Annotated in this window: 14 protein-coding genes and 1 tRNA gene; 13 read left to right on the top strand and 2 right to left on the bottom strand. The window is 42.7% G+C overall.

Translation table 11 applies throughout. The annotated features are described in order from the left end of the window. The first annotated feature begins 44 nt into the window (after positions 1-44). From C1A47_RS04665 to C1A47_RS04655, 3 genes are all read left to right on the top strand, one after another. Complete coding sequence (locus C1A47_RS04665) at positions 45-980, top strand: LysR family transcriptional regulator (protein ID WP_413772947.1); 936 nt, start codon at positions 45-47, stop codon at positions 978-980. 303 nt (positions 981-1283) lie between these two features. Further along, on the top strand, positions 1284-2576 hold the full coding sequence (locus tag C1A47_RS04660; RefSeq protein ID WP_111892896.1) for an MFS transporter: 1293 nt from the start codon (positions 1284-1286) through the stop codon (positions 2574-2576). A 212-nt stretch (positions 2577-2788) separates the two neighbouring features. Continuing rightward, positions 2789-2878, top strand: a tRNA-Ser gene (locus tag C1A47_RS04655). 201 nt (positions 2879-3079) lie between these two features. On the opposite strand, the gene C1A47_RS04650 is transcribed toward C1A47_RS04655, so the two are convergent. Together C1A47_RS04650 and C1A47_RS04645 are read right to left on the bottom strand one after the other, a co-directional pair. Next, on the bottom strand, positions 3080-3742 hold the full coding sequence (locus tag C1A47_RS04650; RefSeq protein ID WP_111892894.1) for a cupin domain-containing protein: 663 nt from the start codon (positions 3740-3742) through the stop codon (positions 3080-3082). Positions 3743-3930: 188 nt separating this feature from the next. After that, positions 3931-4743: an IclR family transcriptional regulator gene (locus tag C1A47_RS04645; protein WP_111892892.1), complete on the bottom strand. Its 813-nt coding sequence runs from the start codon at positions 4741-4743 to the stop codon at positions 3931-3933. A gap of 273 nt (positions 4744-5016) precedes the next feature. Between C1A47_RS04645 and C1A47_RS04640 the strand changes: the two genes are divergently transcribed. Genes C1A47_RS04640 through C1A47_RS04595 form a run of 10 tightly spaced genes read left to right on the top strand, consistent with a single transcriptional unit; the run spans position 5017 to position 13135 of the window. Further along, positions 5017-5322, top strand: a complete 306-nt coding sequence (locus C1A47_RS04640; protein WP_111892890.1) for a non-heme iron oxygenase ferredoxin subunit — start codon at positions 5017-5019, stop codon at positions 5320-5322. Between the two features lie 20 nt (positions 5323-5342). After that, positions 5343-5642 (top strand): recombinase-like helix-turn-helix domain-containing protein, encoded by a 300-nt coding sequence (locus C1A47_RS04635; protein ID WP_111892888.1) that lies wholly within the window; start codon positions 5343-5345, stop codon positions 5640-5642. A 16-nt stretch (positions 5643-5658) separates the two neighbouring features. After that, a complete protein-coding gene (locus tag C1A47_RS04630) occupies positions 5659-6711 on the top strand; it encodes an aromatic ring-hydroxylating oxygenase subunit alpha (protein ID WP_111892886.1) in 1053 nt (350 codons plus the stop codon). A 10-nt stretch (positions 6712-6721) separates the two neighbouring features. Next, positions 6722-7486 carry an SDR family oxidoreductase gene (locus C1A47_RS04625; RefSeq protein ID WP_111892884.1) on the top strand — a complete coding sequence of 255 codons (765 nt, stop codon included), beginning with the start codon at positions 6722-6724 and terminating at the stop codon, positions 7484-7486. Positions 7487-7498: 12 nt separating this feature from the next. Further along, a complete protein-coding gene (locus C1A47_RS04620) occupies positions 7499-8425 on the top strand; it encodes a VOC family protein (protein ID WP_111892882.1) in 927 nt (308 codons plus the stop codon). Between the two features lie 22 nt (positions 8426-8447). Then, a complete protein-coding gene (locus C1A47_RS04615; protein ID WP_111892880.1) occupies positions 8448-9659 on the top strand; it encodes an NAD(P)/FAD-dependent oxidoreductase in 1212 nt (403 codons plus the stop codon). Positions 9660-9702: 43 nt separating this feature from the next. Beyond that, positions 9703-10932, top strand: a complete 1230-nt coding sequence (locus C1A47_RS04610; protein ID WP_111892878.1) for an MFS transporter — start codon at positions 9703-9705, stop codon at positions 10930-10932. A gap of 26 nt (positions 10933-10958) precedes the next feature. Next, positions 10959-11483: a cupin domain-containing protein gene (locus C1A47_RS04605; protein WP_111892876.1), complete on the top strand. Its 525-nt coding sequence runs from the start codon at positions 10959-10961 to the stop codon at positions 11481-11483. Positions 11484-11503: 20 nt separating this feature from the next. Further along, positions 11504-12325 (top strand): alpha/beta fold hydrolase, encoded by an 822-nt coding sequence (locus C1A47_RS04600; RefSeq protein ID WP_171294328.1) that lies wholly within the window; start codon positions 11504-11506, stop codon positions 12323-12325. 15 nt (positions 12326-12340) lie between these two features. Continuing rightward, positions 12341-13135, top strand: coding sequence for an SDR family oxidoreductase (locus C1A47_RS04595; RefSeq protein WP_111892872.1), 795 nt, complete (start codon positions 12341-12343; stop codon positions 13133-13135). Positions 13136-13143: the final 8 nt, after the last annotated feature.

Genomic DNA, 13143 nt, shown 5'->3' with positions numbered 1-13143 from the left:
TATTACAATGATTTTGATTATCTGTTCTAATTTTTAGAATGCCTATGCACAACTCAATGCCGTTTTCGCGTTTTTCAGAATATTTTATGGTGGTGGCTAAAACAGGCAGTCTGCGTAAAGCCGCAGAACAACTGTTTATTTCGGTGTCGGCTGTGCATCGGCAAATTGTGCTGGCCGAAGAACAGTTTGGTGTGCCGTTGTTTGAACGCTTGCCCAGTGGTTTAAAGCTGACTTTGGCAGGTGAGTTACTGTATAGCGATTTACTGCGTTGGCAAAAAGACTTTCAGCAAACCTGTATCCGTTTAGATGAAATTCAGGGCTTAAACCGTGGTTCGATTCAGTTTGGCTTGATTGCTGCGCTCAGCGATGGTTTTGTGATTGAGAGTATTGTCGAATTACAACAGCAACATCCGTGGCTGAATTTTGAAATCCAGATTCAGGACAGTCAGATGATTGCCCAGCAGATTATGCAGGCTGAACTAGACTTCGGCATGATTCTCGACCCTGTACAGCATGCGCATTTGGATGTCTTGTCTTTTGTTGAACTGCCACTGGGTTTTGTGATGTCGCCTGAACATCCACTGGCACAGCATAGCCAACTCAGCTTGTCACAAACTTATGCAGATCGGCATATTATCGCCCAAGCGCCATTGGTGATTCATGATCGTGTCGATGCCATTTATAAACGTCAGCAAATGTTACCGCAGCAAAAAATTGAATCGAATGACATTCGGACCATGTTGTCTTTGCTCAAGAAAAATGTCGGAATTGCCTTGATGAGCTGGCTCGATGTCTATACTCATGTGCAACGTGGTGAACTGTATTTTATTCCTTATCAGGATGCGGCAATTCAACCTGTGACCCTTGCACTCTGCGTTGCGCCTAAGCGTCAGTTGTCACGTGCAGCGCAATTATTTATGCAGCAACTCATGAAAAACATGCAGCAGGTAGATTTTAAAGATACAGTAAAATTCACATAAAATTAAGTTTTTAAGTGAGTTATTGTGTAGTTTATATTGATAATTAAATTCCAATCACTTGATTTAATTTAAATGTGACTTGTATCACTTCTTTGATTTTTATTTCAATATTTTGAGTTATAAATAATTAAATTAGATATTTATAAATTATTTATTTTGAATAGTTAACCAAAAGATAAAAATTACAAAAAATCGAGATCAATTGTTTAGAAAAAACACATTATTAATTTTATTTTAAGTTTCCATCAATATTGCTTACTTATGCTCAAAGAGTTTCTGTTTATTGATTATGGAGAATCAACTATGCAAACCACAGAGGTCGCTGAAAAGAAACAGTCCCAAGTGCGTGCCATTTTTAATGTCACCAGTGGTAACTTTCTAGAACAATACGATTTTTTCCTGTTTGGTTTATACGCCAAATTTATTGGTGAAACTTTTTTCCAGTCAGACAGTGCTTATGCAGCATTGATCAAAACCTTTCTGATTTTTGCAGTCAGTTTCCTGATGCGCCCGATTGGCGCATTGGTTCTCGGTCCTTATGTTGACCGTATTGGACGCCGTAAAGGCTTGATGGTGACCTTAAGCATTATGGCTTTGGGTTCAGTGATTATTGCCTTTACACCAGGCTATCAAACACTCGGTATTGCTGCTGCGGTTTTGATTTTTGTCGGTCGTCTGGCACAAGGTTTCTCGGCAGGTGTGGAGCTGGGTGGTGTTTCCGTATATCTGTCTGAAATTGCTAAAGATAATAACCGTGGTTTTATTACCAGTTGGCAGTCTGCCAGCCAGCAGGTTGCCGTGGTATTTGCCGCGCTGTTGGGTTATGGCATGAGTATTGTGTTTACCAAAGCGCAAGTTCATGATTGGGCATGGCGTATCCCATTTATTGTGGGTTGTATGATTATCCCGATGATTTTCATGATGCGCCGTTCTTTAAAAGAAACGGAAGATTTTGCTTCGCGTCAGCACCATCCAACCACTAAAGAAATTTTGAGTAATTTGGCGAGCAATTGGCGTATTGTGATCTCAGGTATGCTGCTGGTCGCAACCACCACCACCATGTTCTACTTTATTACGGTTTATACGCCAACATTTGGTAAAGAAGTTCTACACTTAACCACCAAAGAAAGTTTGATTGCGACCATTATGGTGGGCGTGAGTAACTTTATTTTCCTTCCAATTGGTGGGCATTTATCGGATAAGTTTGGACGCCGTACTTTATTGCTTGCAACCTCATTCTTGATTTTAGTGACGGCTTATCCGTTATTGAACTGGTTAACGCATAGCATTAGCTTGGGTCACTTGATGATCAGCTTGTTGTGGTTGTCATTGCTCTATAGTTTCTATAATGGCGCAATGGTGGTGACATTAACCGAAATTATGCCACGTGATGTGCGTACCTCGGGTTTTTCTGTGGCGTATAGTTTGGCAACCTCGGTCTTTGGTGGCTTAACCCCTGTGATTGCAACCTTTATTGTGCAACAGACGGGTAGTAAAACTTCACCTGCATTTTGGTTGATGTTTGCTGCGGTTTTAAGTCTGATTACGGTTTTGACTTTGTTTAAACAAATGAAGTTGCGCCGTGTGACTGCATAAAATATTGAGTAATTTCATTTAAACTACATCTCAGGATGTGGTTTTTTTATGTGAGTTGATTTTGAATATTGCAGGTTATTTATATAAATTGTTTTAAAAATAAACAAGATAGCATAAGTTTGATGGTTTTTGATGAAATAATATGCGTTTGATGCAGCTTTGTGAAAATTTTTCTTGAATTAAAATAAGAGTCTTTGTATTCTTACGCACATGGAAGCGTGGCAGAGCGGTTTAATGCACCGGTCTTGAAAACCGACGAGGGTGTGAGTCCTCCGTGAGTTCGAATCTCACCGCTTCCGCCAAATTCAAAAAGCCCTGACAATGTCAGGGCTTTTTTATTTTAAAGTCTCAATTGATTCTTTAAATCAGAAATTGAAAAAGCAGTTCGCGCTGGTATTTAAGCATTTTTGTTGCTTATGTATTTGCTAGGCTAATTTAAGCTAAATCTAAAAAATAAAAATCGAGTGGTGCGTACGTACGATCAAACATTTAACAACGCCAATTTAGTCAAGATTGGTGATCTTTTTCATGGTTTTGATATAGAGCTTCACCTGTGTCTCTGCTGTGATTTGCCAACCGCTTGAACCCTTCGCCAATCGAATCCAGCTCCCTGTTGGTAATACTTGCTGATTGATTTTCAGTGTTCCATCTAGAATTAAAATTTCAGTCAATAGATCGGGTGCAATGTTTAATTGATCATTTTGATGTATTTGGCGTAATTCGACCTGTTCATTATGATTTTGAAAAAGTGAGCAAATTTTTTGATTATTCTCTACATGCCAAGCTTCAGAAAGGTTGGTATTGATCCGAACAGTTTGCTGATCATCACGACTCATCTGACGTAATTTAACAAAAATGACAGCACCCTCATGACTGAACGGTTGGTGAGACGTGCCATCGGGATTACGCAAATACCATCCAGCGGGATAGTCATGATCTTGCTCTGAAAAAGTTCCTTCAAGAACAAGAATTTCTTCACCTTGGGGATGACTATGCGGTGGAAAAATAGAATTAGGTGCATAACGAACAAGACTGGTTGCTCTCGCTTTTTCAGCCCCAATACGATCGAGCATGACGCGATCAACCCCTTTTTGGGGTGAGGCAATCCATTCATATTGTTCAGGTGTTAGTATAATGGATTGAGAAAAATCCGCATGAATCAACATAAGTCAGGTGTCCTTGAAGTGCAGTTTAATCTGTAGCTTTGAATAAAGAAGGCAATATCAGGCAAGTCTTACGCTAACATACTTTTTTGTATGGGAATGAGGATTTGAATACGTGAGGGTAAATGTATTTTTTATTTGTCAAAGAGGTGAAGAAGTAAGGCAATCCTTTGCCCAAATTGAATAACGAATTAATAAATAAATTTTGAAATTTTATTGGCTGTCTCAACCACTTGTTTGGCTATTTCATTTTTGAAAATACTTTCTTCATAAGACGTAATCGGCCCGCTTACTGAGATCACTGCCACCATCTCATTGGTCGATTGTTTATAAATCGGTGCTGCACATGCGGCCATATCGTGATTGTAATGTCCCCAACTCACCATAAATGGTTGAGTTTTTACATACTCCAGACGTGTCATCAGTTCTTTTAAATTGCTTGGTGTCAGTTCTGAATAGGTATCCCACTCGTTAAATTTACGGTAGCGTTGACGAATCTCGGCATCGGGTAAACTTGAAAGTAACAGTTGTCCAATCACGGTTGCATGTGCAGGCCAGCGCGTACCAAAAGTAATGGTGCTGGTGAAAGGCCCAGTAGACTGAATATTGTTTACAAAAACAATGTGTGTACCTTCCAAAATTGATAAATGAACAGCTGTTTTGGTTTTATCACGTAATTCTTTCATCAATGGTGTAGATAAATCGAGCAAGGAAAGTTTGGATAAACTGTTAAAGCCAAGCTCCATGACCTTTGAATCGAGTGCATAAGTTTTTTGCGATGCTTTTCTCAAATAGCCGCAAGATTCCAGCGTATAAATCAATCGAAATGCACTAGAACGGTTCACATCTAAAATTTCTGCAATTTCCGAAATGGTCATTTCCTGCGCTTCTTTGTTAAAAGCTTGCAGAATGGCCAGACCGCGTACAAGCCCTGGTACAAGGTAGCGCTCGTCATTTTTGCTTTCTTCAGATTCGGTTACATCTTCGTCAATCATTATGCTCATTGAACAAAATTCCTGCATTTAAAAAGGTGGTATGAATTGGTGCATACTGCTTTATTTTGGCTCTATTTTATAGATAAAAATACACAAATCAATATTTACATGCAAAACATATTTTTTTATTTAAAACGTAACAATATGTTTTAAATTAATTAAATAATTGAAATATATGTTTTTAATAATTTTGACATAAAAACTAAATTGATATTATTCTTTTTGTACGTTTTGAAAATAAACCAAAGTTTTGTATATAAAACACAATCGAGGGCTCAAACGATGAGTTGGATTTCAGTTTGTGGCATTGATGATGTCTCGGAAGATGAACCTAAAGCAGTGGATGTAAACGAAAAGAAAATTGGCGTATTTGTGATCAATGATCACTACTTTGCAATCGAAAACGTTTGTCCACATGCCTATGCCTTACTGACAGAAGGTTTTATTGAGGATCAGACCGTCGAGTGTCCATTGCATGAAGCAGTATTTGATTTCACGACAGGTGAGTTAATCAGTGGGCCGGGCTGCCGCCATTTATGTACCTATCCTGTTCGTGTTGAAGGACAGGAAATCCAGATCCAGTTTTAGGATCGAAATAAGGAAGTGCCATGAAAACATTTAATGAAAAGCTAGCCAGTTGGATTCATGCAACACCAGCCAGTGAAGCAGGGATCAATAACATTCAGATTCCAGGTCAGTCTGAACTCTTGGTTTGGCAAACTCGCTATAAAGAACCCACCGTTTATGAACAGGATTTTGTCACACAACTGATGGATGTTTTTTCCAGTGGTGTGACTGAATTAGATGATGTTGTTCAGGCATTGAACCAGCAAGGCTTCCGTTCTGAGTCTGGTGAAAAATGGACAACAGAAACCTTCTCTGAAGAAATGCAACGCCTCGGCTATTGATCTAAGGAATGTAAACATGAATGCAGTTGTAGCAGTTGCGCAAACAACCGATGAATATTTAGCACTAGGACTCCGTGATCAATGGCATCCAGTGTTGGCCAGTTGGGAAGTGGCAGCTAATCCTGTCGGGATTACCCGTTTAGGTGAAAACATTGTGGTTTGGCGTGATGCAGAAGGTCAAATCCATGCGCTAGAAGACCGTTGTCCGCACCGCGGCGCACGTCTTTCTTTAGGCTGGAATCTGGGCGATCGTATTGCGTGTTGGTATCACGGTGTTGAAGTACGTGGTGATGGAGTGGTGGCCGATGTCCCTGCAGTCCATGAATGTCCAATGACAGGCACCAAATGTTTAAAAAACTATCCAGTGATTGAACAGCACGGTGCAATTTTCCTCTGGTTTGGCATTGACCCAAATGAAGCAGCACAACCGCTTGAGTTTCCAGAGCAACTGGCAAGCGAAGAATGGAGTTCATTCTTGTGTCAGGCGGACTGGAAAGTGAATCACCAGTATGCGATTGACAATGTGATGGATCCGATGCACGGCACATATTTACACTGCACATCACATTCTATGGCAGATGGTGAACGTACTGCTGAAATGAAACACCGCACTACGGAAAACGGTTTTATCTTTGAAAAAGAAGGTCAGACTGGTGTCAACTTTGACTGGGTGGAATATGCCAATACAGGTGCAAGCTGGTTACGTTTGTCGATTCCATATCGCAAGCAGTTTGGCCCAGGGGGGGAATTCTGGATCGTTGGTTTTGCAACACCGATTGATGCGAACAATACTCGCGTATTTTTCTGGCGCTGCCGCAAGGTGAGTGGATGGCAACGTAATGTATGGCGTTTCTTGTATCGTAATCATCTTGAAAAACTACATTGGGACGTTCTTGAACAAGACCGAATCATTTTAGAAAACCTTGCGCCAAATGCCAAAGAAAAGGAATTTCTGTATCAGCACGATGTTGGTCTGGCTCGTTTACGCCGTTTGATGAAGAAAGAAGCAGAGAAGCAACTCAAGAAAATTGCAGTGCTCGATACGTCTGCTTTACCAGAGACGCCATAAGGATTGTGCTATGACCAGTAACGCATTACTACACGGCAAAAAAATCTTGGTGACAGGTGCAGCACGTGGCTTGGGCTTGGCATTTTCTGAGGCGATTGCACAAGCAGGCGCTCGGGTTGTCATGGCTGATATTTTATTGGACTTGGTAACCGAGGAAGCGACAAAGCTACAGCAACAAGGTTTGCAGGTGCATGCAGTTGCGTTGGATTTGGCACAGGCTGAATCCATTACTTCAGCAGTTCAATTTACTGTAGCGCAGCTCGGTGGTTTAGATGGCTTGGTGAATTGTGCGGCATTGGCAACAGGCGTCGGTGGTAAGGATTTAACAGAATATGACCCTGAACTTTGGGATCGGGTCATGACGGTGAATGTAAAAGGGACATGGTTGATGGTGAAAGCCTGTACGCCTTACCTGAAACAGTCACGTGCTGGAAAAATTGTCAATGTGGCATCGGATACTGCGCTTTGGGGTGCACCAAAGTTGATGGCTTATGTTGCAAGTAAAGGTGCAATTATTTCCATGACCCGTTCCATGGCACGAGAACTCGGTGAATTTAACATTTGTGTCAATACGCTTTCACCAGGTCTGACTTTGGTCGAAGCCACCGAATATGTCCCTGAAGAACGTCATCGTCTTTATGTCACTGGTCGGGCAATTCAAAGACAACAGCATCCAGACGATTTAAACGGTACAGCATTGTATTTGCTGTCTGATCTGGCTTCATTTGTGACAGGTCAGAACATTCCCGTCAATGGTGGCTTTGTCTTTAACTAAGGAAGCAAGAAGATGATTACAGGAATTGAAATTCTAAAATTTGGTGTTGAAGATAAAGCGAAAGCCATCAAGTTCTTGACTGACTTTGGCTTATCTCAAACCACGAGTGATATTGAACAGACTGAGCTGTTTCAAACCCAAAATGGCAGCAAAATCTATGTATTTGATCTTGCTGACACTCGTTTGCCTCAAGCGATTGAAGCAGGTTCTACTCTACGCGAAGTCACTTGGGGTGTAGAAAGTGATGCCGATTTGCAGCAGCTTGCACACAACCTGAAAGATGTAGACGGTTTTGAACAATCTGACCATCACGTTCAATGTCGTGATCCGAACGGCATGACCATCGTTTTTCAGCATTCGATTACCAAAGAATTGCCTGACAAGAAAACCGAAGGGATTAACCAGTACGGCAATATTCAACGTATCAATGCGGCAAGCCCTGTCTATGATAAAGGTGAACCTGTTGCGATTGGGCATGTGGTGTTCTTCACTCCAGATTTAGAAACCACAGAAAACTTTTATAAAGAGAAGTTGGGTTTTCATTTGTCCGATGCTTACCGTAATCGTGGTGCGTTTTTACGCTGCCGTGGTGAAGGTTATCACCATGATTTGTTCTTGCTTTCACTGCCAAATAAAGCCGCAGGTTTAAATCATGTTGCATTTGTGGTTCGTGACATTCATGAGGTGATTGGTGGTGGTTTGAATATGAACCGTGCGGACTGGTCAACCTTTATTGGCCCAGGTCGTCACCCGATTTCTTCAGCGTATTTCTGGTATGTGCATTCACCACTTGGCGGGGCGTTTGAGTATTACACCAACGATGACTATTTGACGGAAGCTTGGCAGCCACGCATTGAAGAGCATACTTTGGAACTCTTTACCGAATGGGCGATTGAAGGTGGTTTAGATCATGAAACCCGCCGTCAGGTGAAAGCGTAACGTAAGGTAAAAGGTGAAAGTCATGGAACGAATCGTTGTTGTAGGTGCAGGACAAGCAGCAGGCTGGGCAGTCAGTACGTTGCGACAAAATGGATATGCAGGTGAAATTCATGTGGTGTCAAATGAACATCAGGTATTTTATGAGCGTCCACCCTTGTCAAAACAAGTCCTCTCGAAAGATGCGAGTTATGAAAGTTTAAATCTGTTTTCTTCAGAGCAAATTGAGGGTTTTGCACTCAATTTACACAAGCCAGATTTAGCGCAGCGTATTGATCGGGATGCAAAGCAAGTCTTCTTGGAAAGTGGAAAAGTTTTGCCTTACGACAAGTTATTAATCGCGACAGGAAGTCGTGCACGTGTACCTGTCGCAACGTGGAATCAGATTCCCAATGTCATGACGTTACGCGGTGTCCAAGATTGTGAGCGTTTATCGGCACGGCTTGAACAGGCTGAGTCTATTGCGATCGTGGGCGGTGGCTGGATCGGGCTGGAAATCGCAGCAACAGCACGCAAGCAAGGCAAAACCGTCCATGTGTATGAGTATGCCGATCGTCTCTGTGGTCGTAGTGTCAGCCCTGAAGTGTCGGATTTTCTAAAGCAGATTCACACTGACGCAGGCACAGTCATTCATTTAAATAGCAAGCAACTTAATTTGAACGAATCCCAAAACCAAACGGTTGAAGTTCAAAACCTGCCAGAGCCAAGTCAGATGTTTGACTGTGTTGTGGTCGGTGCAGGGGCTGAAATTGCCAAAGAATTGGGAAGCGATGCTGGCTTGGAAGTGAGAGACGGCATAGTAGTTAACACTTATGGTCAGACTTCCGATCAGGATATTTATGCCGCAGGTGATGTGGCGATCCATCCGATCTTGGGTTACTGCATCCAGTCATGGGCAAATGCACAAAATCAGGCGATTGCCGCAGCCAAGTCCATGTTGGGAATAGCAACCGAATACGCCGATATTCCGTGGTTATGGTCTGATCAATATCACTTCAATATTCAAATTTTGGGGACGTATCAGCCAGATCGTCAACCGATGCTGGTGGTGCGCGAAACAAGTCCAACGCAAAAAAGTTATTTGTATTTGGACGAACAACAAAGACTGATCAACATGATCGCCGTGAATGATTCCAAGCTGGTCAAGCTGGCAAAACGCTGGATTCAAAACGGAACAGTTTTAGATCCTGAACAACTTAAAAACCCTGACTTTAATGTCATGAAATTAAAACCATAGCGTTTTTTTTCACCACGTTGAGCCAGATCGAAGGAATGTAAACATGCTGAACGATGTAGAAGAAAAGAAAGGTTTGAGGCATTGGATACCCGCTTTTGTGCTTATGGCGTGTGTCGTACTCGCTTTTTTTGACAAGATTAGTATTGCAGTGTTGTTCTCAGATCCGCACTTTCAAGATGCAATGGGGATTGCACAAGACAAGGCAAAACTTGGCTGGTTAATGACGAGCTTCCTTTTAGCCTATGGATTTTCCTCAGTTTTTTTAAGTTTTCTTGGGGATATTTTTAACCCGAAGAAAATGCTGTTCTGGAGCGTGACTTTATGGGGCATCCTCATGTTGTTTATGGGCTTCACCACCCACTACGGCACGATGTTGTTTTTACGCGTATTGCTTGGGATTGCTGAAGGCCCGCTCTTTGCCTTGGCCTATAGCATCGTGAAACAAACCTATACCGATCATCAGCAGGCACGTGCATCGACCATGTTTTTGCTCGGCACACCGATTGGCGCATTTTTAGGGTTTCCGATTACGGCGGCTGTACTGGCGAAACATGACTGGCACGGGACGTTCTTTGTCATGGCAGGCTTAACGCTGATCGTGATGATTCTGGTGGTTGTCGGGTTACGTAACTTGAAACTTCGTAAAACCATTGATCTTGAAAACTCTGGCAAGCGCGTGAGCTTCCAAGATCATGTATTCAATACCAAAACATTGTTGAAAAATGGCTCTTTTTGGTTGGTCTGCTTCTTCAATATCGCCCTCATGACCTATTTATGGGGACTCAATAGTTGGGTGCCGTCTTACCTGATGCAGGACAAAGGCTTCAACTTAAAAGAATTCGGTTTTTATTCAAGCCTGCCTTTCATTTCCATGTTGATTGGTGAAGTGATTGGCGCAGTGTTCTCAGACAAATTAGGTAAACGTGCGGTTCAGGTTTTTGGTGGATTGCTGGTGGCAGGGATTTCACTTTACGTCATGGTGGCCATGACCAATCCACTGTTAATTATTGCTGCAATGTCTGTCAGTGCAATGTCATGGGGATTTGGAGTTGCTGCGGTATTTGCCTTGTTGGCCCGCGTCACAACCGCAGATGTCGGTGCAACCGCAGGTGGGATTTTCAATGGACTTGCTAACTTTGCCAGTGCGATTGCCCCAGTACTCATCGGCATGATTGTGATGAAAACAGGCAGTTTTAATTTAGGAATTACGTTCTTGGCTGTGGTTGCAGTTGCAGGTTCATTTTTCCTCGCACCCTTGCTTAAACGTTATTAATTCAATTTTTTCAGTAGGAGTAGGACATGAGTACTCAGCAATTTGAAACATGGACACAGCCAGAAGGCACAAATTTAGAAGAATGGTTGAATACCCGTATTGCACGTTTTGAAACACGTAAATATGACTTTGATGCCTTGAAATTCCAAGCCGATTACGACCCGAAATATCGCCGTGCGCAAATGCGTTACATGGGTACAGGTGCAACAGGTGTTGCCAACGATAGCAACACTGTACCAGCAGAAAACTTTACCTTTTCTACCATGGTTTTACCTCCGCAGTGTGAAGGCCCGTTACACATTCACCATGACGTTGAAGAAGTGTTTTTTATGCTGCGCGGTGAGATTGATCTGTTCATTGAACATAACGGTGAAAAGTTCCAGACCCGTCTGAAAGAGCGTGACCTGATTTCAATTCCACCAGGTATTTACCGTGGTTTGTTTAACCCGGGAACAGAAGATGCCTTGATGTGTGTGATGCTCGGTGCAGGCAAACCAACCATTCCAAATTATCCGCCTGAGCATCCGTTGTCTCAGATCAAGCGTAACTAATGTAATACAGGGAAATGCAGATGACACTCACCGAAAAATTGAAACAATTTCCGATTCAGCACGTTGATATTAATGGCTATCAGCAGGCGTATCGGGAAGCCGGAACAGGCGATCAGTATCTGGTGCTATTACACGGTATCAGTTCTGGTTCTGGCTCGTGGGTCAATCAACTCGACGAGTTAAGTCAGCATTTCCATGTAGTTGCATGGGATGCTCCAGGCTATGGCTTGTCAGATGCTTTAACAACGTCAACTCCCAATGCTGAAGATTATGCACAGCGCTTGGCGGCTTTGTTTACGGCATTAAAAATTGAACAAGCCATTGTTGTAGGGCATTCCTTAGGGGCTTTGCAGGCGAGCGCATTTGCTCGCTTGTATCCCCACTTCGTGAAACAGTTAGTGATTGCAAATGTGGCACAAGGCTACCAACGTTATTCGGCTGAAAAACAGGCCGAAGTTTATGCGAAACGACCAAAGATGCTCGCAGAGCTAGGAAATTTGGGATTGGCCCAAACCCGCGGTCCAAATCTCACCTATTTGAAATTACCACAGACCATTGAGCTGATTGAATGTGTGATGCAAAACCTGCAATTGGGCGGTTTTACTCAAGCATCGTACTTATTGGCTTATGACGAAATTCGAAATTATTTAAAAGATTTTGGTGGGCAATGCGTGATCGTTGCTGGACAGCAAGACAGCATTACCCCACCGCAAGCGATTGCAGAACTGGCTCAGGAAATGGATTGCCAAAATTATATTGAGATTGCAGAAGCAGGACATCTCAGTTATGTCGATCAACCGAAAGCCTTTAACGCAATTATTTTGTCTGCAAAGCAGCATTGAGATGAGAGATCAATTATGAGCTTCCAAGTAGAAGGGAAAGTAGCAGTTGTCACAGGTGGCTCTTCAGGCATTGGTTTGGCTGCTGTCGAAATTTTAGTGGCTGAAGGTGCCAAAGTGGCATGGTGTGGTCGGGATGAACAACGCCTTGCTGAATCTAAACTTTATATTTTAGAAAAATATCCGCATGCCAATGTGTTTACCCAAAGCTGTAACGTGCTGAATCAGGCTGAAGTTGATACCTTCGCACAAGCGGTGACACAGCATCTTGGCAATGTCGATATGTTGATTAACAACGCTGGACAAGGTCGTGTATCCAATTTTGACAACACACAAGATGAAGACTGGATGAAAGAAATCGAGCTGAAATATTTCAGTGTGTTACACCCGATTCGGGCATTTTTAGACAATCTGAAAGTCTCTGCAATCGGTTCGGTGACCAATGTTAATTCATTGCTGGCACTGCAACCTGAACCACACATGATTGCGACCTCGGCAGCACGTGCAGCCTTGTTGAATTTAACGCACTCGTTGTCACATGAATTTATGCAGTACGGCATTCGCGTCAACTCCATTTTATTGGGCATGGTTGAGTCGGCACAATGGAAACGCCGTTATGAAAACCGTTCAGATCTGAACCAGTCTTGGGAAGAATGGATCGGCAATATTGCCAAAAAACGCGGGATTCCGATGCAGCGTTTAGGTAAGCCCGACGAACCTGCACATGCACTGGTGTTCTTGGCATCTCCACTGGCTTCATATACCACAGGAACAGCACTCGATGTTTCTGGCGGTTTTAACAAACATATTTGAGGGACACC

This window comes from Acinetobacter sp. MB5 (assembly GCF_003261585.1).
Lineage (GTDB): Bacteria > Pseudomonadota > Gammaproteobacteria > Pseudomonadales > Moraxellaceae > Acinetobacter.
The sequence above is the reverse complement of the archived record's forward strand: the minus strand, read 5'-3'. Positions and strand labels throughout refer to the sequence as shown.